The following is a 22,392-nucleotide window of genomic DNA, read 5'->3' as shown; positions in this document are numbered from 1 at the left end:
AGATCATCGAGAGATCCATGACTGCAAATTCGATCGTCAGCATTTCCGCCCTCAACAAGTGGTACGGCGAATTCCACGTCTTGCGCGACATCAATCTCTCGGTCGGGAAGGGTGAGCGCATCGTGATCTGCGGGCCTTCGGGCTCAGGCAAGTCGACCTTGATCCGCTGCATCAACGCGCTCGAGGAATTCCAGGAGGGCGAGATCAATGTCGACGGCATCGACCTCGGTCCGAACCTCAAGCGCGTAGACGAGGTTCGCCGCGAGGTCGGCATGGTGTTCCAGAGCTTCAACCTGTTTCCGCACCTGACCGTGCTGGAGAACTGCACCCTGGCGCCGATCTGGGTGCGCAACATCCCGCAGAAGGAAGCCGAGGCGACCGCGATGAAGTTCCTGGAGCGGGTCAAGATCCCGCATCAGGCGCAGAAATACCCGGGCCAGATGTCGGGCGGTCAGCAGCAGCGTGTCGCCATCGCGCGCGCGCTGACGATGAACCCCAAGGTCATGCTGTTCGACGAGCCGACCTCGGCGCTCGATCCGGAGATGGTGAAGGAGGTGCTCGACACCATGGTCGATCTCGCGAAGGAGGGCATGACCATGCTGGTCGTGACCCACGAGATGGGCTTCGCGCGCGAGGTCGCCAACCGCGTCGTGTTCATGGACGCCGGCCAGATCATCGAATCGAACACGCCGCAGGAGTTCTTCGCCAATCCGCAGCATGCGCGCAGCAAGCTGTTCCTGAGCCAGATCCTGCGGCATTGATGGGGCGAATTGGGAGATGCGAATAGCGAATAGAGGTCGTTTCTCGTTCGCTACTCGTCTTTCGCGTCCTACATGAACGGCGGCTTGATCCCGCTGCGCTTCTCGAGCCAAGCCGGCACCGGCAGGTTCTTCGAACGCATGAACTCTGGATTGTACAGCTTCGACTGATAGCGCGTGCCGGAGTCGCACAGGATGGTCACGATGGTGTGGCCGGGGCCGAGCTTCCGGGCGAGCTGCACCGCGCCGGCGACGTTGACGCCGGTCGAGCCGCCCAGGCACAGGCCTTCATGCTGCACGAGGTCGTAGATCGTGTTGACGGCATCCTCGTCGGACACCAGGAACGCGTCGTCGACCTTGGCGGTCTCGATCACGGGCGTCACGCGACCGATGCCGATGCCTTCGGTGATGGAGTCGCCGGGCGTCGACTTGACGACGCCGTTCTTGAACCATTCGTACATGGCGAAGCCGTGCGGATCGGCGCAGGCGGTGACGATATCCTTGTTCCTGTCCTTCAAATAGCGGCTGGTGCCGGCAATCGTGCCGCCGGTGCCGACCGCGCAGATGAAGCCGTCGACCTTGCCGTTGGTCTGCTCCCAGATCTCGGGTCCCGTGGACTCATAATGCGCCTTGGCGTTGTCGAGGTTGTTCCACTGGTCGGCGAACAGCACGCCGTTCGGCTCGGTCTTGCGCAGTTCGTCGGCGAGCCTGCGGCCGACATGCTGATAGTTGTTGGGATTGCTGAACGGCAACGCCGGCACCTCGACCAGCTCCGCGCCGCACAGCCGTAGCATGTCCTTCTTTTCCTGGCTCTGCGTCTCTGGAATCACGATCAGCGTGCGATAACCGCGCGCGCTGGCGACCACGGCCAGACCGATGCCGGTGTTGCCGGCAGTGGCCTCCACCACGAGGCCGCCCGGCTTGAGATCGCCACGTCTCTCGGCCTCCAGGATCATCCACTTGCCGGCACGGTCCTTGACCGACTGGCCCGGGTTCATGAACTCGGCCTTGCCGAGAATGGTGCAGCCCGTCGCCTCCGAGGCGCGCTTGAGCTTGATCAGCGGCGTATTGCCGATCGCCGCGACGACGTCGTTATGAATGGTCATTTTGCAGATACCGTAGGAGTTTCCTCGAGCACACTTAAGAGGACCCTAGCCTGATATCCAGGGGAGCGTAAGCCGGCTGGATCAGCCCCCTGATTTCGCAAAGACCACCTGGCGAACATCGATGTTCCCAGAGAGGAAACCTGCTTCGCAGTAGGACAGATAATATTCCCAGAGCCGCCTGAAGCGCTCGTCGAATCCGGCGGGCGTGAGGTCAGGCCAAGCCTCTCGGAAGTTATTTCGCCAGATCGCCAGCGTCCTGGCATAATCTTCCCCGAAGATGCGCTCGCGGATGACGGGTATGCCAAAGCGGTCGCCGAGCGACTTCAGGATCTGCGGTGTTGGCAACATGCCCCCCGGGAAAACGTAGCGCTGGATGAAGTCGACCTCGCGGCGATAGTGCTGGAACAGGCTGTCCTGGATGGTAATGGCCTGGACACCGGCCAGTCCGCCCGGCAGCAGACGGTCTCGCAGTTGCGAGAAATACTTCGGCCAGAACTGCTCGCCGACCGCCTCGATCATCTCGATCGAGGCGATACGGTCGTAGCGGTCGCGCTCGTCGCGATAGTCCTGCAGGCGGATCTCGACTTTCTCGGCGAGCCCGGCCTCGTGGATGCGGCGCTGTGCAAAATCGCGTTGCTGCTGGCTGATCGTCAGCCCAACGACCTTGGTGCCGAACGTCTTGGCGGCATATTCGGCAAAACCGCCCCAGCCGCAGCCGATCTCGAGCAGCTTCTGCCCGGGCTTGAGATCGATCGCCTCGGCCAGCCGCTTGTACTTGTTGGTCTGCGCAGCGGTGAGGTCGGTGGTGTGCTCCTCGAACAAGGCCGAGGAATAGGTCATGCTCGGATCGAGCCAGGCCGAGTAGAACGAATTCCCGATGTCGTAATGGGCGTAGATGTTGCGCTTCGCCTGACGTTTGGTGTTGCGGTTGAACCAGTGCCGGACCAGCTGGGCAAACCGGATCAGCGGCTTGTCTTCCAGCATCGACTGCAGCAGGTGCTGGTTGACGCAGAACAGATAGAGAAACTGCGTCAGGTCCGGCGTATCCCAGTCGCCGTTCAGATAGGCTTCGGCGATGCCGATGTCGCCGCCATTGAGAAGGCGCGATGCGAAGCCGTAATTGGCCAGGATCATTGCGGCGGCCGGCCCGGGCTCAACGCCGCCGAGCCGGATCACCCGTCCGTCCGGCAGGGTCACGTCGAGCGTGCCTTTTCGCAACCGCGATCCGAAGCCGAGGGCAAGGCGGGGCAGGCGGGGAAGATCGGCAAGCACCTTGTCGATGGTATCAGGGGTGACTGGGATGACGTCCGGCATGGCAGGTCCACTCACGCAAACGGCTCCAGCCCACGTCCCCGTCGGCTGGCCGGTGTGGCACCTGTGCGGGCAGGGAATCACGGACGCAGAGCGAGCCGGCCGTTTCCGGTCAGCGTCGTGATATATAAGCGTGGCTGCCGTTCCCCGCCAAGCCGGTATTGGTTCCAGGGCCTGCAATGATTTCGCCGCGCGGCACGAGCCGGACGCCTTTGGCCCACAGCCGCAGTGCCTCCCAATGGATCGCGGCGAAGATTTTGACAGTCACCAGCGGGAGCGAGACGAAGGCAGCGAGCAGAGAGCCGGACGTCAGCCCGCGACGACGGCCGGAGAAGGTTGCAGCGAGCAGGGGCCCGTCGGCGCCAGTTTCCAGAATCCGCAACTTGACCTTGTCGCCCGGCGGCATGATGCGGAAATGGTAGCGCATCGCCATGTCGATGAACGGCGAGACGTAGAAGGTCTTGTCCTGCGTCTGGCGCAGCCCTGCCGCGGACAGCTCATTGGGCCTGACGGGCAGCACATAGGGCTTGATCTCGCCGAAGGTGTTGCGGACCTCGTAGATCATCAGCGCCAGGGTGCCGTCGCTGCGATGGCAGAAATAGACCGACAGCGGATTGAACACGTAGCCGAGCAGCCGCGGATAGCACAGCAGCAGCACGCGTCCGCCGCTGAGATCGATCCCCTGATCCGCCGCACAGGTCTGCGCATAGGCCAGCAGCGACGAGCCGTCGCGCGGACCGTGGTCGGCCTCGTGGAAGCTGTAGAGCGCGCGCCGATTGACCCCGAACAGCGGTGTCTGCCGGTCCGCCTGGTCGAGCCGGCCGAGATCGATCAGCAGGCTCATCACGCGATACTGGAATCGATGCGTGGTGGGCCGCATGCGGGCATGCATGACATCTCCGACATAGAGCGCGGCCGCTTCCATTCGATCATCCGGTCCCGAGTGATCCATGCCCATATCGCGCCTATTCCGCAGCCTCGGCGAGCTCGGCTGGAAACCCGCGCCATGGCACGCTCGCGCCGAGCGCCTCTGCCACGGCGAGACCCGAGCGCAGCCCGTCCTCATGGAAGCCATAGCCGGTCCAGGCCCCGCAGAACCAAGTATGGCGCTGCCCCTGAATCGCTGCCAGACGTTTCTGCGCCGCAAAGGCGGCAGCCGTATATTGTGGGTGCTCACAGATATATTTGCCAAAGGTCAGCTCCGGAGCCGGAGCGAAGGGTGGGTTGAGGCTGACGAACAGCGGCCTGGCGTCGTCGATGTCCTGCAGGTTGTTCATCCAATAGGTGACGGCGACATCGTTCATGGGAACGCCCTCACGCTGCCAGCGCAGGAAATTCCACGAAGCCCAGGCGCGGCGGCGCTTCGGCATCAGCCTGCTGTCACGGTGCAGATAGATCGTGTTGGGCGAATATTTGATCGCACTGAGGATGCCGCGCTCCCGCTCGTCCGCGTCGGCGAGCATCGACAAAGCCTGGTCGCTGTGAGCGGCAATCACCACATGATCGTAGCTGTCCCGACGCCCGCTGCTATCTTGAACGATGACGCCGTGGGCGGTGCGTTCGATGCGGGTCACGGCGCTGCCGAGTCTGATCTGGTTGCGGAAGCTTGACGTGAGCTTCTCCACGTAGCGGCGGCTGCCGCCCTTGACGGTGCGCCAGACCGGGCGGTCATATTGCAGCAACCTGTGATTGCTGAAGAACGCGACGAAGTTCTCGGCCGGAAAGTCAAGCATCTCGGATGCCGGGGCCGACCAGATCGCGGCCCCCATCGGCGCCAGATAGTCGGTCAGCAGGCGCGGCGCGAAATGGTTGCGGCTGAAATAGTCGCCAAGCGTCAGGCCCTCGAGACGACCGGCCTTGAAGTCCGCTGTACTCTGCTCGTTGAAGCTCAGGATGTCCCTGAGCATCCAGAGATAGGATGTCGACAGCAGGTTGCTCGGCTGCGCGAACAGCCCCTTGGCGGTGTCGAGCCAGGTGTTTCCGCCACCTTTCCATTCGAAGCGACCGGCATCCGCGGTGACGGCAAAGCTCATGCTGCTGTCGACCGTCTCGACCCCCAGATGATCGAACAAGGCGGTGAGCTCAGGATAGTTCAGCTCGTTGTAGACGATGAAGCCGATGTCGACGGAGACCGGAGCGCCGTCATAGTCGATCGTCACGGTGTGGCTGTGGCCGCCCGGACGGAGATCGCGCTCGTAGACGGTGATCGGATAACGCTTCGCCAGGGACCAGGCCGCGGCGTTACCCGCAATACCCGTTCCGACCACCGCAACTCGCATGAATGCCCCCTGAAGTTCACGTGCAAGTTACGGAGTCCCCGCCAAAGGGTTTCACGGGCGCGCTCGCCGCGTCACACCCCGCGCAAAACGGCATTCGGCAGATGAAATCTTGGTAAGGCGGCAGCCGGTGGCCCCTGGCCGGGCCTGCACGAAACTCCGCTGATTTACGGGAGATCTGTCGATTCGGCGGACTTTATCGGCACCATCGCTGCTGGGGGGGACGTGGGCTGCAGGGCTGTCCGGCGCCGTGGGCTGCGGCTAGAATGATTCCCCAAGACTACAGGGAAGCATCACGCCAGTGTCCACCGTGCCGATCGCCGTCGACGAGCCTTGCCGCGCGTCCGCTGACCCGCGGATCGTTGCCGGGAAGCGGGAGAATCGCGCTCCGGCGGGCCTGCGGCATTTCGTCCGCTGGATCGCGGCGATCGGCTTGGCGGTAAGCTCGGCCGGCTGCCTGCTGACGCAGGATATTCCCGACCCGGCCCTCGACATGCCCCGGCGCTACAAGGCGGCGTCCGGTTCCGAATTGGCGGCGCCACCGCCGCTCGATTGGTGGCGCGGCTTCGGATCACGCGAGCTGACCCAGTTGATGGAGGAGGCGCAGAGCGTCAACCTCGATATTGCCGCTGCTGTGGCCAGGTTCAGGCAGGCCGATGCGCTGGCGCGGCAGGCCGGCGCGGCGCTGCTGCCGAGCCTGTCGAGCACGGGGCAGGAGACCTATTCGCGCACGTCCGGGTCGAGCTCCAGCGGGCTCACCAATGGCGGCCGTGAGGTCGTCAATTACCAGGCCTCGCTTTCTGCGAGCTACCAGCTCGACTTCTTCGGCCAGAATCGTGACGCGCTGCAGGCGGCCGAGGAAACCGCGGTGGCCAACCGCTTCGACCGCGACGTCACGCAGTTGACGACGCTCGCCACCGTTGCAAATGCCTATTTCCAGGTCCTGGCCGCACAGGATCGCATTCGCACCGCCGAGCGCAACATCGCTAGCGCCACGCGTGTGCTCGATGCCATCCGCGAACGGCAGAAGGCGGGCACCGGCAATGATCTCGACGTCGCGCAGCAGGAGAGCGTGCTCGCCAATCAGAAGGCGGCGGTGCCGCCGCTGCGCCAGACGCTCGATCAGAACGTCAATGCGCTTGCTGTGCTGGTCGCGCGATCGCCCGAAGGCATTCGGGTCAGCGGCGGCTCGCTCGACCAGATCAGGACTCCGCGGGTCACGCCTGGTCTGCCGTCGGAGATCCTGACGCAGCGTCCCGACATCCGCCGGCAGGAGGCCCAATTGGCGTCAGCCACCGCCAATGTCGGCAGCGCACGGGCGCAATTCTTTCCGAGCATCCAGTTGACCGGAAACGGAGGCTATCAAAGTGCAGCGCTGACCTCGCTGTTTCAGCCGCATGCGGCGTTCTTCAGCCTGGCCGGCAGCCTGACCCAGCCGATCTTCGACGGCGGCCGGATTCTCGGCAATTTCGAGAATGCCAAAGCGCGCCAGGATGAGCTGCTGCAGACCTACCGCAAGACCGTGATCCAGGCCTTCACCGACGTCGACAATGCGCTGTTCTCGATCAAGCAGACCACGATCAGGCTTCAACTGCAGCGCCAGGTCGTTACCGCCTCGCGTCGTGCGTTCGAATTGTCCGAGCAGCAACTGCGCGCGGGAACTGCCGACATCGTGACAGTCTTGAATACGCAATTGACGCTGTTCCAGGCCGAGGACGCGCTATGGCAGGCGCAACTGGCGCGCCTGCAGGCGTTCGTGAGCCTCTATCAGGCGCTCGGCGGCGGCTGGGAGCCGCGCATGGAGAAGTCGGCCGATGCTCTTTAAACCGGACGAGAAGGGAGCAGGGGCAGTGAAGCGCGCGCGGTCCAGCGTGGCGCGGCGGCTGGTGTCGATCACGATCACGCTGCTGATCCTGGGCGGCCTCGGCTATATCGGCTGGTCGGCGATGCAGCAGAAGCAGCAGGCCAACAACCGCTTCGCGCGGCCCGACCTTCCCGTTCCGGTCCTGGCCGCCTCGCCTGCCGTCAAGGACGTGCCGGTCTATCTCGACGGTGTCGGCTCCGTCCGCGCGCTCAATACCGTCACGGTGCGCTCACAGGTCGACGGCAAGCTGATCGCGGTCAATTTCGTCGAAGGGCAGGACGTCAAGAAGGGCGACGTGCTCGCCGAGATCGATCCGGCGATCTATCAGGCGCAGTACGACCAGGCCGTCGCCAAGAAGGCGCAGGACGAGGCGCAGCTCGCCAACCAGAAGCTCGACCTCGCCCGCTACGAGCAGCTCGCCGCCAGCAATGCCGGCACCAAGCAGCAGGCCGACACGCAGCGCGCGGTGGTGGCGCAGCAGCAGGCGCTGATCAAGGCGGATCAGGCCGCGATCGACAACGCGGCGACGACCTTGAGCTACACCAAGATCGTGGCGCCGCTCTCCGGCCGCGCCGGTCTGCGCCAGGTCGACCAGGGCAACGTCGTTCATGCCTCTGACGCGACCGGCCTCGTCGTCATCACGCAGCTGCAGCCGATTGCGGTTCAGTTCAGCCTGCCCCAACAGCAGATCATGCGCGTCAATGCGGCCGCCGCCAACGGACCGCTCGCCGTCGACGTGTTCGGCAATGACGGCGTCACCGTCATCGACACCGGCACGTTGCGGGGTATCGACAACCAAGTCGATCAGACGACGGGCACGCTGAAGCTGAAAGCTGAATTCCCCAACGGCAAATTCCAGCTCTGGCCGGGACAGTTCGTCAATGTCCGGCTCAAGGTCGAGACCCTGTCGCAGGCGATCACGGTGCCGACGTCGGCCGTACAGCGTGGGCCGGCAGGTACGTTCAGCTACGTGATTGGCGAGGGCGACATCGTCTCCGCGCATCCGGTGGCGGTCGTGCAGCAGAATGAGAGCGAGGCCGTGATCGCGAGCGGCTTGAGCCCCTCGGACCGTGTGGTGACGACAGGTTTTGCCAACCTCGCCGAGGGCGTCAAAGTGGTGGTCGGGCGCGCCGAGCAGACGCCGCAGGCCGATCTGGCGCCTCGCAAACGCGGCCGCAATCCGCAAGCAAAGGATCAAGGCAAGGACCAGGCGAAGGAGGGCGGAGCGCCGCCTGACGGCGCGCCGAAGGACGGCGAGCGGCGTCGCAGGCCTCAGGCCGCGGGCCAGACCGATGCCGGTGCAGCGCCCCAGGGAGGGAGTGAAGCAGGTCGCGGCATGAAGGCGCAGCCATGACGCGACCGCAAGAGTGACGAGCAGTCGCGATGAGCGTCTCCGAACCCTTCATCCGCCGTCCTATCGCGACCTCGCTGCTCGGCGTCGCGCTGCTCATCGGCGGCCTGCTCGGCTATCTCGCGCTGCCGGTCTCGGCGCTGCCGCAGGTCGACTTCCCGACCGTCCAGGTGACGACGCAGCTGCCGGGCGCCAGCCCCGATGTGATCGCCTCGCTGATCACGGCGCCGCTGGAGCGCCAGCTTGGGCAGATCCCGTCGCTCTCGGCGATGAACTCGACGAGCTCGTTCGGCGTCAGCCAGATCTCGCTGCAGTTCGATCTCGGACGCGACATCGATGGCGCCACGCAGGACGTTCAGGCGGCAATCAATGCCGCCGCCGGCGTCTTGCCGAAGTCGCTGCCCTATCCGCCGACCTACGCCAAGGTCAATCCGGCCGACGCACCGGTCATGACGCTCGCGCTGACCTCGGACACGATCTCCTTGCGCGCGATGAGCGACATGGCCGACACGATCATGGCCCAGCGGCTGAGCCAGGTCTCGGGCGTCGGCCGCGTCTCGGTGCTCGGCGGACTCAAGCCCGCGGTGCGCGTGCAGGCCGACCTGGCGCGGCTCGCCGCCTATGGCATCTCGATGGAGGACCTGCGCGCCGCCATCGCAGGCGCCAACGTCTCCGGTCCCAAGGGATCGCTCGACGGGGCGCAGCAGGCCTATCTGATCACGGCCAACGACCAGATCGCGGCCGCCGACGCCTATAAGCCGATCATCATTGCCTACCGCAACGGCTCGCCGGTCACGATCGGCGATGTCGCAACGATTATCGATGGTTTGGAGAACGATCGGACCGGCGGCTGGTACCAGGGTGTCCCTGCGGTCATCCTCGACATCCAGCGCCAGCCCGGTGCCAACGTCATCGACGTCGTCAAGCAGATCCGTGCCGAGATCCCAAAGCTGCAGCGCACACTTCCCGCCGGCGTGAAGCTCGCCATCGTCAGCGATCGCACCGTGACCATCCGCGCCTCGGTGCACGACGTGCAGTTCACGCTGGTGCTCAGCGTGGTGCTGGTGACGCTGGTCGTGCTGCTGTTTCTGCGCTCGCTGCGCGCCACGATCATCGCCGGCGTCGCGCTGCCGCTGTCGCTGATCACAAGCTTCGGCGTGATGTACTTTGCCGGCTTCAGTCTCGACAATCTCTCGCTGATGGCACTCACCATCGGCACCGGCTTCGTCGTCGACGACGCCATCGTGATGATCGAGAACATCGTGCGCCACATGGAGAATGGCGAGAGCGCGATGAACGCCTCGCTGCGCGGCGCGCGCGAGATCGGCTTCACCGTGATCTCGCTGACCGTGTCGCTGATCGCGGTGTTCATTCCGCTGCTGTTCATGTCGGGGCTTGTCGGCCGCATGTTCCGCGAGTTCGCTTTGACCTTGACGATCGCAGTGGTGACGTCGGCGGTGGTCTCGCTGACCTTGACGCCGATGATGTGCTCGCGGCTGTTGAAGCATGCCAGCGAGGAATGGGTGCTGCCGGGACTGAACGCCATCAGCCGCTTCATCGACCGCACGGTAGCGGTCTATCACCGCAGCCTGCTCTGGGTGCTCGACCGCCAGACCGAGACGCTCGTCGTGACCTTCGCGACCTTGGCGGCGACCTTGGCGCTCTACGTCGTCGCGCCCAAGGGCTTCCTGCCGCTGCAGGATACCGGCTCGATCACGGCGGTGACCGAAGCCGGCCCTGACGTGTCGTTCGCCGAAATGAAGAAGCGCCAGGCGGATGTCGCCGCCGCGATCCGGGCCGATCCCGACGTCCTCGGCGTCGTCTCGGTGATCGGCGCCGGATCGGTCAACCCGACCACCAATGTCGGCCGTCTCGTCATGACCTTGAAGCCGCTCGGCGACCGGCAGGATGGCGTCGCCGAGGTGATCGACCGGCTGAAGCAGAAAACCTCGGGCGTTCCCGGCATGACCGTGTACTTCCAGCCGGTCCAGGACGTGCAGATCTCGACCCAGGCGAGCCGTTCGCAGTATCAGTACACGCTGACCGGTGCCGATGCCGCCGAGGTGTCGAAATGGGCGAGGCAGCTTGTCGGAGAAATGCGTCGCGACCCTCTGTTCCGCGACGTCTCCTCCGAAGCCCAGGAGGGCGGCCTGCGCGCGGAGCTGACCATCGACCGTCAGCGCGCCGGCCAGCTCGGCGTCAGTCTGCAGGGCGTCACCGACACGCTCAATGACGCCTTTGCGCAGCGGCAGATCTCGACGATCTATGGCCAGGCCAACCAGTACCGCGTCGTGCTGGAGGCGCTGCCGATGTATCAGCGCGATCCCTCGATCCTGTCGAAGCTCTATCTGCCTGGCGCCGGCGGCCAAGTGCCGCTCTCGGCGGTGGCAAGCCTGAAGCGCACCACCGCGCCGCTGGCAATCTCGCACCAGGCGCAGTTTCCGGCGGTGTCGCTGAGCTTCAATCTCGCGCCCGGCGTGGCCCTGAGCGAGGCGGTCGACGCGCTCCATGCGACCGAGAACCGCATCGGCATGCCCGGCAGCATCATCGGCGTGTACTCGGGTGATGCCGCCGAATTCGCCAAGTCGCTGGCCGGCCAGCCCTGGCTGCTGCTGGCGGCCGTGGTCACGATCTACATCGTGCTCGGCGTGCTCTATGAGAGCTACATCCATCCGATCACGATCCTGTCGACCTTGCCGTCGGCGGGCGTCGGCGCCATCCTGGCCCTGATGCTGTTCGGCCAGGATCTCTCGGTCATCGGCTTGATCGGCATCATCCTCCTGATGGGCATCGTCAAGAAGAACGCGATCATGATGATCGACTTCGCGCTCGAGGCGGAGCGTCACGAGAACCGCACGCCTTACGACGCGATCGTGCAAGCGTGTCTCCTGCGCTTCCGCCCGATCATGATGACGACCCTGGCCGCGCTGTTCGGTGCGCTGCCGCTGGCGATCGAGAGCGGCACCGGCTCGGAGCTGCGCTTTCCGCTCGGCATCTCCATCATCGGCGGCCTGCTGCTCAGCCAATTGCTGACCCTGTACACGACGCCGGTCATCTATCTCGCGCTCGACCGCATCAATCGTCGCTTCGAGCGCGCGCTGCCGCCGGCGCCGAACCTGCCGTCGCCGCCGATTGCAGGTGCGACCGAAGGCGTCCAGTGATGGCCTCGATCTCCGAGCCGTTCATTCGCCGGCCGGTCGGCACCACACTGCTCTCGATCGGCCTGTTCCTGGTCGGGATCGTCGCCTACATCTTCCTTCCGGTCGCGCCGGTGCCGAACGTCGATTTCCCGGCGATCTTCGTCAGCGCGTCGCGCCCGGGCGCGGACCCGTCCGTCATGGCGGGGACGGTCGCGGCGCCGCTGGAGCGGCGACTCGGCGAGATCGCGGGCGTCAACCAGATCACCTCGACGAGCTCGCTCGGCACCACCAACATCCAGATCCAATTCTCGATCGGCCGCGACATCGACAAGGCCGCGCGCGACGTGCAGGCGGCCATCAATGCCTCGCTGTCGGACCTTCCGAGCGACCTTCCGGCGCTGCCGCGGTTCCGCAAGGCGAACACGGCCGCGGCTCCCGTATTCGTTCTGGCGCTGACCTCGAAGACGATGACGACGAGCGCGATGTATGACGTCGCCGACACCGTGCTCGCGCAGCGGCTGTTCCAGGTACCCGGCGTCGGTAACGTCACGGTCAGCGGCGCCGATCAACCCGCCGTGCGCATCGCGCTCAATCCGGTCTCGCTCGCCAATGCCGGCATCTCGACCGACGATGTCCGGACGGCGATCATCAATGCCAATCCGATCGGGCCTGTCGGCATCTTCGAGGGCGGCCGCCAGAGCGAGACCATCGCCATCAACCGGCAGATGCGCAGCGCGGCCGAATTCCGCGACATCCTGATCAAGAGCAGCAATGGCAGCTTCGTACGGCTGTCGGATGTCGCCGACGTCGAGGATTCCGTGCGCAACGTGCGTTCGATCGCCTGGTTCAACAAGCAGCCGGCGGTGCTGATCCAGATCGCCAAGCAGGGCGATGCCAACGTGATCGAGACGGTCGACCGGGTGAAGGCGCTGATCCCGGAGCTCAAGCAATGGCTGCCGGCGGGGATCGAGATCGCCACTCTGGTCGACCGCACCGGGACCATTCGCGCCTCGGTCGATGACATGCAGTGGACCTTGCTCGCGACCGCCGTGCTGGTGATGATCGTCGTGTTCCTGTTCCTTCGCCGTCTGGTGCCGACGGTCGCGGCCGGCGTCTCGGTGCCGCTGGCGCTTGCCGGTACCTGCGCGGCGATGTGGCTCGCAGGCTTCTCGATCGACAATCTGTCACTGATGGCGCTCGCTATCTCCGTCGGCTTCGTCGTCGACGACGCCATCGTCATGATCGAGAACATGTACCGCAATCTCGAGCATGGCCTGTCGCCGATGCGCGCCGCGCTCGATGGCGCCCGCCAGATCGGCTTTACCGTGTTGTCGATCAGCCTTTCTCTGATTGCAGCCTTCGTGCCCTTGATCTTCATGGACGGCGTCGTCGGCCGTCTCCTGCGTGAGTTCTCGCTGACGCTGACCTTCGCGATCGTCGTGTCGACATTGGTGTCGCTGACGGTGACGCCGATGATCTGCGCGCACTACATCAAGGAGACGCTGTCCGATCGTGCCACCTGGTTCGACCGTATCGTCGAAGGCGCGCTGTCCGGCATGGTCCGCTTCTATGCCTGGACGCTGCGCGGCGTGCTGGTTTATCCGTTTCTCACCCTGATCGTGTTCTTCGCCACCATCGCGCTCACGGTGACGCTCTACATCAAGGTGCCCAAGGGATATTTCCCGACCGACGATTCCGGCTTCGTCATTGGTGCGACGCGCGCCTCGGCCGACATTTCGTTCCAGTCCATGCTGGGCCTGCAGCAGCGGCTTGCCGACATCGTGATGGCCGATCCCGCCGTGGCCGGTATCGGCTCGACGGTCGGGGGTGGCGGCGGGCCGGGCGGCGCGACGTCCAACCGCGGCACCATGTTCATCAACCTCAAGCCCCCGGCGGAGCGCGAGGGCGTCTCGACTGAGCTCGTGATCAACCGCCTCAGGCGGAGCCTCGCGATGGTCCCCGGCATTCGGCTCTTCATGTTCGCTGCGCAGGACGTGCGCACCGGCGGCCGCCAGAGCGATTCCGACTACCAGTACACGTTGAGCAGTCCCGATCTCGACCTTCTGCAGAAATGGGCGCCGATTGTCGCCAAGCGCCTGGAGTCGGTCGACGGCATCACCGACATTTCAAGCGACCGCGATCCCGGTGGCCTGCAGCTTGCGCTGCGGATCGACCGACAAACGGCGGCGAGCCTCGGCGTCCGCGTCCAGGATATCGACAACGCGCTCAACAACGCCTTCGCGCAACGCCAGATCTCGATCGTCTACAGCCAGCGCAACCAATACATGGTCGTGCTGGAGATCGACCCGAAGTTCCAGACCGATCCCTCCAATCTCGACCGCATCTATGTGGCCGGGGCAGGGGACGCGCAGGTGCCGTTGTCGGCGCTGGTCAAGGCCGAGCGCGGTCTGTCACCGCTGGCGGTGTATCATTCACAATCGTTCCCTTCGACCACCGTCTCGTTCAACCTGCTGCCGGACGTGCCCTTGCAGACCGCGACCGCCAACATCCAGCGCGCCGTCGACGAGCTGCACATGCCGGAGGGCATCCGCGGCAGCTTCGACGGCAATGCCGGGGACTTCAACAAGAGCAGCGGCCGCCAGCCTCTCTTGATCCTGTTCGCCCTGGCCGCGATGTATATCGTGCTCGGCGTGCTCTATGAGAGCCTGGCGCATCCGCTGACGATCATCTCGACGCTGCCGTCGGCCGGGCTCGGCGCGCTGCTCGCCCTGCAGGTCACCAATACGCCGCTGACGGTGATCGCCTTCGTCGGCATCATCCTGCTGATCGGCATCGTCAAGAAGAACGGCATCATGCTGGTCGATTTCGCGCTCGAAGCCGAGCGGCAGCGCGGCATGTCGTCGGCCGAGGCGATCTTCGAGGCCTGCCGGGTGCGGTTTCGCCCGATCCTGATGACGACCCTCGCCGCGCTGTTCGCCGGCCTGCCGCTGGTGATCGCGACCGGTCCCGGCACCGAGCTGCGCCGCCCGCTCGGCATCACCATCATCGGCGGGCTGCTGGTGTCGCAGATCCTCACCCTCTACACCACGCCGGTGATCTATCTGCTGATCGACCGGCTGCGCCGCCGCCCGGCGCCGGAGCCGCTCGCAGCTCCTGCCGAATGAGCCGTTGTCGCAACGTTCAGCGGCGCGTATAGGCGCGGCATGCCAGAGACACACAACCATCCGCCGCTTGCCACCGAGGCGCCACCCGACTGCCCGCGCTGCCAGAAGCCGCTGCCGCTGTGCATCTGCGACAGCGTCACGCCGCTGGAGAGCCGGCTGGGGCTCCTGATCCTGCAGCACCCGCAGGAGCAGGAGCGCGCGCTCGGCACCGCGCGGCTCGCCGCCCAGCATTTCAAGAACGCGGTGGTCAAGGTCGGGCTGTCCTGGCCGAGCCTCGCCAGGGCGCTGGGACGGCCGGTTGCCGATCCCGCGCGCTGGGCCATTCTCTATCTCGGCTCGGCCAAGGCGGCCGAGCTCGATCCTGAGACCGAGGTGGTCGCGCTGACCCGCAAGGGCGAGGTGGCCGACAACCAGCGCGCCATCCTCAAGTCGATCGAGGGCGTGATCCTGCTCGACGGCACCTGGAGCCAGGCCAAGGCGCTGTGGTGGCGCAACCCGTGGATGCTGAAGTGCCAGCGCGTGATCCTCGGGCCGCGGCAGCCGTCGCGCTACGGCCGGCTGCGCCGCGAGCCGCGCCGCGACGGGCTGTCGACCATCGAAGCGGCGGGGATGCTGATGGCCGCGCTGGAACGCCGGCCGGAGATCGCCACGACCCTCGACGCCAGCTTCGAGCGCATGCTGGCGCGGTATCGGGAGGTGGAAAAAGAGCAACCGGAGCTCACGCCCCGCCCAAAGGCCCGCAAGCCGGATTGGCGCGGCCGTAAACGGCGGGTTTAGGAACCGGGGGTACGCTTCTTGCATTGCAGCATGGAACGAGGATCAGAGCCATGCAGGAAGCAGAAAAATCCAATGTGGTGCAGTTCCGGGATTACGCGCCCCGGCTGGCCGGCAGGTCCGGCTCGGATCGGGGCGGCGTCTCGGCCGGTGAACGAGGGGCAATTCTGACCTGGCCGCGCGCGCAGGTCAGCTATCCTGGCGGCATCGACGATCTGCCCATCTAGCGCCGGCCGCGGCCAATGGGTGGTCCAACCCGCTTGATCTTGATTGAGTGGAGGCCACGACCAGAATTGAACTGGTGTAAACGGTTTTGCAGACCGCTGCGTAACCACTCCGCCACGTGGCCCCTGTGGGCGGAGCAATATAGGCAATCGGTCGCTTAGGCAACCACTCTCGTCGCGAAGCCGACGCCATCGATCCGGGCCCTCAGCCAGCCGGACGTTCGATCCGCCGAGCCGCATTTCGAACTGGTCGGCATCGAGCTCGGCAGCGCGTAGGGGTGTTGTCGCGCCGTTCTCATCCCGACCCTGGTCCACATCTCGCGTGGTCGAAAATTCCAGACGGAGCAGGCGATGCGGCGGCTGCCGATCACCAGCAGCTTTCGCCGAACTGTTGCATCGGCAATGACGCGCAGCAGCGACGATAGTTGAAAACATCGCGGCGAAATCGCGCAACGCGCCTTGATTTCGTCAGGTTGTGTTGTTCTAATTGTTCTATGTCAGGGTGCGCTGCGGGACGCCGGACTTTAGAGCAGCATTCCCACGACTCAAGCACACAACTTCACACGCAAAGATCTGTCATGGATGATCACCCGACACGCCGCTCGGTGGTTTTCGGCACGCTTGCCGCATGCGCAACAGTCGCCAGCGCAGCGGCCGACGACGATGATCCTCGCAAGGAGAAGCGGCCGCAGAAAGGCGACCTGATCGTGTTCTCGGAAGGGGAGCGCGAAGGGCAGACGATCACGCCTGACGACTTGAAGCTCGGCGAGCCACCGGTTCACGCATGGCCGAAGGATCCGGCGAATGCGATCGTGCGTGACGGATCGCGATTGAACGAGGTGGTGCTCGTCAGGCTCGATCCAAACGAACTCGACGACGACACGCGTCAGCGCGCGGCCGAAGGCATCGTGGCCTACTCGGCCATCTGCTCGCATGCGGGATGCCCGGTCACGGCCTGGATCAAGGCGACCGAGGGCAACGACGATGTCTTCAAATGCATGTGCCACAATTCCGAGTACGACCCGAGGCGCGGGGCGCAGGTCGTGTTCGGCCCCGCGCCGCGGCGGCTTGCCGCGCTTCCCCTCGCGATCAAGGACGGCACGCTCCTGATCGCCGGGCCCTTCATTGGGAAGGTAGGTGGCCAACAGGGCTGATGAGATCCCATGTCCCTATCGCAACTCGCATCGTCTCGACACCCGTCACGACAACAAGTGAATCGAAAAACGAAGCAGGGGAGGTTTGTCCATGTCCATCACGTCCACCGCGATCAAGCAATGGCTGCTATCGAGCACCGTGGCGTTCACCTGTCTCGCCGCACCGGCAGCCGTGGCCGGCCCGATCGACAACTATAGTCCCGTTACGCCCGCGCGGCTCGAAAATCCCGAACCGGGCAACTGGATGCTCTACCGCCGGACCTATGATGGCCAGGGGTATAGTCCGCTCGACCAGATCAACACCGCGAACGTCAAGGACATGGTGCCGGTCTGGACCTTTGCCACCGGCGTGGTCGAGGGGCACGAAGCGCCGCCGCTGGTCAACAACGGCGTCATGTTCATCACGACGCCGATGGGGCAGGTCATCGCGCTGAATGCCAAGACCGGCGATCAGTACTGGCGCTACAAGCGCGAGCTCCCCGAGGATCTGTTCCAGCTGCATCCGACCAATCGTGGCGTCGGCCTCTGGCAGGACAAGCTCTACCTCGCCACGACGGACGATCATCTGGTCGCGCTCGACGCCAAGACCGGCAAGGTGCTGTGGGACAAGAAGGTCCAGGACTACAGGAAGGGACAATATCTCACGCTGATGCCGCTGATCGTCGACGGCAAGGTGATGGTCGGCGGCTCCGGCGGCGAGTTCGGCGTCCGCGGCTATGTTGCGGCTTACGATGCCGAGGACGGCAAGGAGCTCTGGCGCACCTTCACGATCCCGGCCGAAGGCGAGCCCGGGCATGACACCTGGAGCGGCGACGACTGGAAGAACGGCGGCGGCTCGGCCTGGATGACCGGCACCTACGACAAGGACACCAAGACGGTGTATTGGGGCGTCGGCAACGCCGCGCCCTGGCCAGGGGGCCTGCACCCCGGCGACAATCTCTACACCAGCTCGGTGATCGCGCTGGATCCTGCGACCGGAAAGATCAAGACGCATTTCCAGTATCACCAGAACGACTCGTGGGACTGGGACGAGGTCGATGCGCCGATGCTGGTCGACCTGCAGCGCGACGGCCGCAGCTTCAAGAGCCTGATCCATCCCGGACGCGACGCCATCTTCTGGGTGCTCGAGCGCACGCCGGAGCGCATCAACTACGTCAATGGCTGGAACTTCGTCCACACCGATGTCTGGAAGGGCATCGAGCCCGAGACGGGACGGCCGATCGTCGATCCCGCGCACAAGCCGACGCTCGGCAAGCGTGTCGACTTCTGTCCCTCGTTGTGGGGCGGCAAGGACTGGCCGTCCGCGGCCTACAGCCAGAAGACGCGCTTCGTCTACGTGCCGGCGAACGAGAATTTCTGCGGCGGCTTCACCGGGGAAAAGCTGCCGCTCGTTCCCGGCCAGCTCTGGCTCGGCACCAAGGCCGAGGACATCGGGCTCACGGTGCGGCCCGGTGCCGACCATTTCGGGGAGCTGCAGGCCTGGGATCCCGCGACAGGCAAGAAGGTATGGTCGCACAATTTCCCGAAATCCCAGCTGTTCGGGTCGGTGACCGCGACGGCGGGCGATCTCGTTCTGGTCGGCGGCACCAACGACCGGATGTTCCGGGCGTTCCATGCCAAGACCGGCGAGCTGCTGTGGGAGCAGAAGACGAACTCGGGGATCATGGGCATGCCCGTCGCCTATGAGGTCGATGGCACGCAGTACATCGCCGTGCAGTCCGGCTGGGGCGTCGATGCGCAACGCATCCAGGATGCGCTCTCGAAAGGCAACATCGGTCTGGAGGACAACGTCCCGCAAGGCGGCGTCGTCTGGGTGTTCGCAGTCAAGAAGTAGCGCCGGCGATCTGAGGGGCGGCGGCCTCCGCCGTCGCCATCTCAGAAAATGAAGACCGCAGCAGTGTTCCGGCAAAGACGTGCCGATCCACTGGCTTGCATGACGACAGAAGATCGCGCGTCAACAGGCCGCGAACCAGCCGTCCGGAAACGGGATCAGCGGCCAGGCGCCCTGGTTGTCGTTGGCTGCCGCGGGCAGATGCAGAATCGCGAACAAGCGGGCCATGGAATCGGTCTCGGTCTCGGGCGCAATAGCGGTTCTCACAACGTCCATCAACAGCTCGTATTCCGCTTCGCTCATCTCGCCCTCGCACAAACTGCGAGCCAGGATGGCAAAATTCCACTTTGTTCAAATTGAGCGGATCGCTCAAATTCTAACGATCGGGCACGACGGACCCAATTGGTTACCGGTGCCCTTCGTTCCAAAGATACCGCGGTCCGCGCCGTTCCAGTGTGAACGGTCTCACATCCCAAGGCTTCTCGTCGTCCGTCGACCCGTCTGCCCGCGCGGCAGGTGATGCCCTGCAGCGATCACGAGTCCGCCCGTAGCCGACCGTGAGCAAGAGATCCAGAACGTCTGCCGCGCGTCGCAAGCTGCCTTGCCGGAGAGAGGCGACCCGCTCCAAACGCCCGGCTCGACGCAAGCGGTAGAATCGCTGGCGGTCAAACCGCGACGGCGAGAAGCTCGGTGTCCTGCGCCAGAATGTCACGCATCAGCTGCGACAGGTCTTTCGGCTTGAACGGCTTCGCCAAACGATGAAGGCCGACCACTTTGGGCGAGGGGAAGAGCAAGTCAGGCGCCCCCTGTCCTGACTCGAGTACCATGCCCGACATCATCACGATGGGCATCGTGGGGCGGGCCGCGCGTGCAGCCCGGATGACGTCGTTGCCGTCCATGTCGGCCAGGTTGAGATCGATCAGGGCCGCAGCGAAATCGTCGCGGGACACGGCATCCATGGCCAGCCGACCGTCGGTGACGGCCGTGACCGCGTAGCCCTCGCGAACCAGAAGATGCTGGATGACACAGCAAACGCCGACTTCGTCATCAACGACCAGGATGTTCATCATGAGCCCTTCCTGACAGACGTGGATGAGGAGCCACGCGCCGCGCCTCGGTCAGAAGTCGTTGCCGCACCTCGATCGCACGATCGACCGCTTCGAGCAGATCGAGGATGTCGAACGGCTTCTGCAACGCTGCCGTTGCTCCGAGCTTGATTGCCATACCGAGGAAGTCTGGAGCTCCCAGTTTCTTGTCGGTGAACGCGTAGCCGGAGATTGCGATGAACGGGACCGTGGGATCGAGCTTGATGAGCTCGCGAATGGTTGCGATGCCGTCCATGCCCGGCATGAACATGTCGACCACGACGGCATCGAAGGACACGCTGCCGATCAATCGAATGCCGGTCGGACCATCCGGCGCGAGAAACACGCAGAACCGCTTCTTCTTCAATAATGTTTCCAGCGCAGCGCGCGTGGCACAATCATCGTCAATAATGAGGACAGTAGGCATGGGCCACCTCAGTATCAGCGGGACTGAAGGACTCTCACGCTACAAGGACAATAGGCTGAGGCTCAAAAATGGCAAAGTAGTTAACACTGAATTAGTTGCTGCGATTCTGCAACCAGGAGTTTTACGGAACTTCCCTGTCCGGACCGCAGGCAGATCTTCTGTTGTGCATCATGCGATGAAGATGGAACTATGATGTCCGGGTCGATGGCTCCGGCTGTTTGACGAATCTCAATCCGGCTTGAGCAAGGCGACGATGACCAGCCCGACTGCGATCAGCGCCGCGCAGCAAAGCCGTTGCGGCGTTGCACGCTCTTTCAGGAACAGCACGCCGATCAGCGTCGCAAACAGGACGCTGCATTCGCGAAACGCGACCACATTGGCGATCGGATTGCGGCTCAAGGCCCAAAGGAATACCACGAATGACGTCAGCCCCAGGGTGCCTGCGATCAGCACCGGAGTCCGGGCGTCTCGGATCTCCAACACCAGCGCAGGTCCTCGCAACATCATTGCGACGAGAAAGAACACGACACTGTCGAGCACGATCATCCAGACCGTGAACGAAGCCCAGCCTTCGGTCTGCCGAGTGCCTGCCGCATCGACGACCGAATAGCCGGCGACCAGTGCGGCGGCGCAGACCGCAGCCCAGAACGCGCGGCGGTCGATCGGACCGTGGATGCGGTCGCGCGCCAGGCCGGTGATTCCGAGGACGATGACGGCAATTCCGATCAACTGCCCGCTCCGTGGCAGTTGCTGCAGACCCAGCGAGGCAAATAGCGTTGCGAACAGCGGAACGGTGCCACGCGCGATCGGGTAGGAACGTCCAAGCTCGGCCGAACGGTAGGCCATTGCGAGGCTCGCCTTGTAGCCCGCGTGCAAGACCAGCGAGGCCACGATGAGCGGCCAGGTCGAGAGCGCCGGAACGGGAACGAGAAACATGAAGGGCAGGATCAGGGCGCTGCTCACCAGACCCATGCCAGCCAGAAGGGAGAGGCTGCTGCCGGTCTTGACGATGGCATGCCAGCTCGCATGAAGCAGACCGGCCATCAGCATGAGAATTGCGGCGACAGGATCCAAGGACTCGAGTCCGGTTCAGCTCTCGGGCCGCCAGCTCGCGGCAGCGAAGTAGGGGACCGGGTCGTGCTGGAGCGCCTGACGCGAGATGATCCGGCTCGATGGCGACACCGGGAGCTGGTCCCATTCCCCACGATCGACGAATCGGAGGCTCGCGATCTCCTCGCCGTCAGGCGCAAGCGCGCCGCCTTCGATGACGGCTTCGAAGGCGATGACCGTATAGTAGGTCAGATCACCGTTGGGATAGCGGATGAGGAACTCCGGGCCGCCGAACACCCCGAGCAGACGTTTCGGGCGGACCACGAGGCCGGTCTCCTCAAAGCATTCGCGGGTGGCGGCGTCGGCCGGATGCTCATTCGGATCGATGGCGCCGCCGGGCAACGTCCAGAGGCCCGTCTCCGCGTCGCGCCCGAGCAGAATGCGGCCCTGGTCGTCGAACACGGAGATGGAAACCGCCGTGGTCGCCAACAGATCATGGCCGATCTTGCTGCGGACGGCTCTCAGATGATCGGAAATCGGCATCGCTGGTCGTCACTGCAGAAGGAGTGCCCCCGCTTGCCCGACGCCCCATGCGCGGTCAAGGGAAGACAGTGAAGATCGGCGAACGTTCGCCGCCAATCGGCGGATGTCCCGCGTCACAAGAAAGAAGGATTGGGAGGATAAAGAACCATTCGGCATGGCCAGAATGGCTCCCCGGGCTGGATTCGAACCAGCGACCATTCGATTAACAGTCGAATGCTCTACCGCTGAGCTACCGAGGAACAGGCGAAGCAATGTTCGCGAATGCGGCTGCGTATAACAAAGCCGTTTCGCCTTGCATAGAACGAAATCGCATCTTTGCGACGATTGCGGGCTCAGGAATAAAATACCGAAATTTCATATGGTTAGATTGATT

At 64.3% G+C, this 22,392-nt stretch carries 18 protein-coding genes and 2 tRNA genes; 9 read left to right on the top strand and 11 right to left on the bottom strand.

Translation table 11 applies throughout. The features are described from left to right. The first annotated feature begins 17 nt into the window (after window positions 1-17). Window positions 18-761, top strand: coding sequence for an amino acid ABC transporter ATP-binding protein (locus ACQR2C_RS15530; protein ID WP_315799914.1), 744 nt, complete (start codon window positions 18-20; stop codon window positions 759-761). 68 nt (window positions 762-829) lie between these two features. Here ACQR2C_RS15530 and ACQR2C_RS15525 read toward each other — a convergent pair whose 3' ends face one another. From ACQR2C_RS15525 to ACQR2C_RS15510, 4 genes are all read right to left on the bottom strand, one after another. Beyond that, entirely contained in the window at window positions 830-1,864 is a 1,035-nt protein-coding gene (locus ACQR2C_RS15525) for a cysteine synthase A (RefSeq protein WP_316178672.1), read from the bottom strand. An 81-nt stretch (window positions 1,865-1,945) separates the two neighbouring features. Next, on the bottom strand, window positions 1,946-3,178 hold the full coding sequence (locus tag ACQR2C_RS15520; protein WP_316178952.1) for a cyclopropane-fatty-acyl-phospholipid synthase family protein: 1,233 nt from the start codon (window positions 3,176-3,178) through the stop codon (window positions 1,946-1,948). Between the two features lie 109 nt (window positions 3,179-3,287). Then, window positions 3,288-4,133 carry a DUF1365 domain-containing protein gene (locus ACQR2C_RS15515; RefSeq protein WP_434846836.1) on the bottom strand — a complete coding sequence of 282 codons (846 nt, stop codon included), beginning with the start codon at window positions 4,131-4,133 and terminating at the stop codon, window positions 3,288-3,290. A gap of 7 nt (window positions 4,134-4,140) precedes the next feature. After that, the gene (locus tag ACQR2C_RS15510; RefSeq protein WP_434848641.1) at window positions 4,141-5,454 is read right to left on the bottom strand and encodes an NAD(P)/FAD-dependent oxidoreductase; all 1,314 of its coding nucleotides are present in this window, start codon (window positions 5,452-5,454) and stop codon (window positions 4,141-4,143) included. 298 nt (window positions 5,455-5,752) lie between these two features. Here ACQR2C_RS15510 and ACQR2C_RS15505 point away from each other — a divergent pair, with 298 nt between their 5' ends. Genes ACQR2C_RS15505 through ACQR2C_RS15480 form a run of 6 tightly spaced genes read left to right on the top strand, consistent with a single transcriptional unit; the run spans window position 5,753 to window position 15,932 of the window. Next, window positions 5,753-7,276 (top strand): efflux transporter outer membrane subunit, encoded by a 1,524-nt coding sequence (locus ACQR2C_RS15505; RefSeq protein ID WP_434848640.1) that lies wholly within the window; start codon window positions 5,753-5,755, stop codon window positions 7,274-7,276. Next, complete coding sequence (locus ACQR2C_RS15500) at window positions 7,266-8,669, top strand: efflux RND transporter periplasmic adaptor subunit (RefSeq protein ID WP_434881555.1); 1,404 nt, start codon at window positions 7,266-7,268, stop codon at window positions 8,667-8,669. Before ACQR2C_RS15505 ends, ACQR2C_RS15500 begins: the two co-directional genes overlap by 11 nt. Before the next feature lie 29 nt (window positions 8,670-8,698). Then, window positions 8,699-11,827, top strand: coding sequence for an efflux RND transporter permease subunit (locus tag ACQR2C_RS15495; RefSeq protein ID WP_434881554.1), 3,129 nt, complete (start codon window positions 8,699-8,701; stop codon window positions 11,825-11,827). Continuing rightward, window positions 11,827-14,931, top strand: coding sequence for an efflux RND transporter permease subunit (locus tag ACQR2C_RS15490; protein ID WP_434881553.1), 3,105 nt, complete (start codon window positions 11,827-11,829; stop codon window positions 14,929-14,931). Before ACQR2C_RS15495 ends, ACQR2C_RS15490 begins: the two co-directional genes overlap by 1 nt. A 39-nt stretch (window positions 14,932-14,970) precedes the next feature. After that, entirely contained in the window at window positions 14,971-15,708 is a 738-nt protein-coding gene (locus ACQR2C_RS15485) for a tRNA-uridine aminocarboxypropyltransferase (protein ID WP_434881552.1), read from the top strand. 50 nt (window positions 15,709-15,758) lie between these two features. Then, entirely contained in the window at window positions 15,759-15,932 is a 174-nt protein-coding gene (locus tag ACQR2C_RS15480; RefSeq protein ID WP_315799923.1) for a hypothetical protein, read from the top strand. Between the two features lie 48 nt (window positions 15,933-15,980). Here the strand turns inward: ACQR2C_RS15480 and ACQR2C_RS15475 are convergent. After that, a tRNA-Cys gene (locus ACQR2C_RS15475) sits at window positions 15,981-16,054 on the bottom strand. A gap of 453 nt (window positions 16,055-16,507) precedes the next feature. Between ACQR2C_RS15475 and ACQR2C_RS15470 the strand changes: the two genes are divergently transcribed. Both ACQR2C_RS15470 and ACQR2C_RS15465 read left to right on the top strand, forming a co-directional pair. Further along, the gene (locus tag ACQR2C_RS15470) at window positions 16,508-17,083 is read left to right on the top strand and encodes a ubiquinol-cytochrome c reductase iron-sulfur subunit (protein WP_316178685.1); all 576 of its coding nucleotides are present in this window, start codon (window positions 16,508-16,510) and stop codon (window positions 17,081-17,083) included. Between the two features lie 91 nt (window positions 17,084-17,174). Further along, the gene (locus tag ACQR2C_RS15465) at window positions 17,175-18,917 is read left to right on the top strand and encodes a methanol/ethanol family PQQ-dependent dehydrogenase (protein ID WP_434881551.1); all 1,743 of its coding nucleotides are present in this window, start codon (window positions 17,175-17,177) and stop codon (window positions 18,915-18,917) included. A 120-nt stretch (window positions 18,918-19,037) separates the two neighbouring features. Here ACQR2C_RS15465 and ACQR2C_RS15460 read toward each other — a convergent pair whose 3' ends face one another. The 6 genes from ACQR2C_RS15460 to ACQR2C_RS15435 form a co-directional block, all read right to left on the bottom strand. Next, entirely contained in the window at window positions 19,038-19,217 is a 180-nt protein-coding gene (locus ACQR2C_RS15460; protein WP_434881550.1) for a hypothetical protein, read from the bottom strand. A gap of 362 nt (window positions 19,218-19,579) precedes the next feature. Further along, window positions 19,580-19,984 carry a response regulator gene (locus ACQR2C_RS15455; protein WP_434881549.1) on the bottom strand — a complete coding sequence of 135 codons (405 nt, stop codon included), beginning with the start codon at window positions 19,982-19,984 and terminating at the stop codon, window positions 19,580-19,582. Then, entirely contained in the window at window positions 19,962-20,426 is a 465-nt protein-coding gene (locus ACQR2C_RS15450) for a response regulator (protein ID WP_316178690.1), read from the bottom strand. Before ACQR2C_RS15450 ends, ACQR2C_RS15455 begins: the two co-directional genes overlap by 23 nt. 228 nt (window positions 20,427-20,654) lie before the next feature. Beyond that, window positions 20,655-21,500, bottom strand: a complete 846-nt coding sequence (locus ACQR2C_RS15445) for an EamA family transporter (protein WP_316178691.1) — start codon at window positions 21,498-21,500, stop codon at window positions 20,655-20,657. A 15-nt stretch (window positions 21,501-21,515) separates the two neighbouring features. Further along, complete coding sequence (locus ACQR2C_RS15440; protein ID WP_315799929.1) at window positions 21,516-22,019, bottom strand: NUDIX domain-containing protein; 504 nt, start codon at window positions 22,017-22,019, stop codon at window positions 21,516-21,518. Between the two features lie 164 nt (window positions 22,020-22,183). After that, window positions 22,184-22,258 (bottom strand) — tRNA-Asn (locus ACQR2C_RS15435). Between the last annotated feature and the right edge of the window lie 134 nt (window positions 22,259-22,392).

Origin of the sequence: Bradyrhizobium sp. HKCCYLRH3061, assembly GCF_051168015.1 — a bacterium.
In the GTDB taxonomy this organism is placed as follows: domain Bacteria; phylum Pseudomonadota; class Alphaproteobacteria; order Rhizobiales; family Xanthobacteraceae; genus Bradyrhizobium.
Note: the sequence above shows the minus strand (reverse complement) of the source record. Positions and strands in the feature narration are given on the sequence as shown.

What these genes read in the sequence shown, in the direction of transcription:
- ACQR2C_RS15530 (WP_315799914.1), top strand. Translation starts at nt 18, where the DNA reads ATGACTGCAAATTCGATCGTCAGCATTTCCGCCCTCAACAAGTGGTAC.
- ACQR2C_RS15525 (WP_316178672.1), bottom strand. Translation starts at nt 1,864, where the DNA reads ATGACCATTCATAACGACGTCGTCGCGGCGATCGGCAATACGCCGCTG.
- ACQR2C_RS15520 (WP_316178952.1), bottom strand. Translation starts at nt 3,178, where the DNA reads ATGCCGGACGTCATCCCAGTCACCCCTGATACCATCGACAAGGTGCTT.
- ACQR2C_RS15515 (WP_434846836.1), bottom strand. Translation starts at nt 4,133, where the DNA reads ATGGGCATGGATCACTCGGGACCGGATGATCGAATGGAAGCGGCCGCG.
- ACQR2C_RS15510 (WP_434848641.1), bottom strand. Translation starts at nt 5,454, where the DNA reads ATGCGAGTTGCGGTGGTCGGAACGGGTATTGCGGGTAACGCCGCGGCC.
- ACQR2C_RS15500 (WP_434881555.1), top strand. Translation starts at nt 7,266, where the DNA reads ATGCTCTTTAAACCGGACGAGAAGGGAGCAGGGGCAGTGAAGCGCGCG.
- ACQR2C_RS15495 (WP_434881554.1), top strand. Translation starts at nt 8,699, where the DNA reads ATGAGCGTCTCCGAACCCTTCATCCGCCGTCCTATCGCGACCTCGCTG.
- ACQR2C_RS15490 (WP_434881553.1), top strand. Translation starts at nt 11,827, where the DNA reads ATGGCCTCGATCTCCGAGCCGTTCATTCGCCGGCCGGTCGGCACCACA.
- ACQR2C_RS15485 (WP_434881552.1), top strand. Translation starts at nt 14,971, where the DNA reads ATGCCAGAGACACACAACCATCCGCCGCTTGCCACCGAGGCGCCACCC.
- ACQR2C_RS15480 (WP_315799923.1), top strand. Translation starts at nt 15,759, where the DNA reads ATGCAGGAAGCAGAAAAATCCAATGTGGTGCAGTTCCGGGATTACGCG.
- ACQR2C_RS15470 (WP_316178685.1), top strand. Translation starts at nt 16,508, where the DNA reads ATGGATGATCACCCGACACGCCGCTCGGTGGTTTTCGGCACGCTTGCC.
- ACQR2C_RS15465 (WP_434881551.1), top strand. Translation starts at nt 17,175, where the DNA reads ATGTCCATCACGTCCACCGCGATCAAGCAATGGCTGCTATCGAGCACC.
- ACQR2C_RS15460 (WP_434881550.1), bottom strand. Translation starts at nt 19,217, where the DNA reads ATGAGCGAAGCGGAATACGAGCTGTTGATGGACGTTGTGAGAACCGCT.
- ACQR2C_RS15455 (WP_434881549.1), bottom strand. Translation starts at nt 19,984, where the DNA reads ATGATGAACATCCTGGTCGTTGATGACGAAGTCGGCGTTTGCTGTGTC.
- ACQR2C_RS15450 (WP_316178690.1), bottom strand. Translation starts at nt 20,426, where the DNA reads ATGCCTACTGTCCTCATTATTGACGATGATTGTGCCACGCGCGCTGCG.
- ACQR2C_RS15440 (WP_315799929.1), bottom strand. Translation starts at nt 22,019, where the DNA reads ATGCCGATTTCCGATCATCTGAGAGCCGTCCGCAGCAAGATCGGCCAT.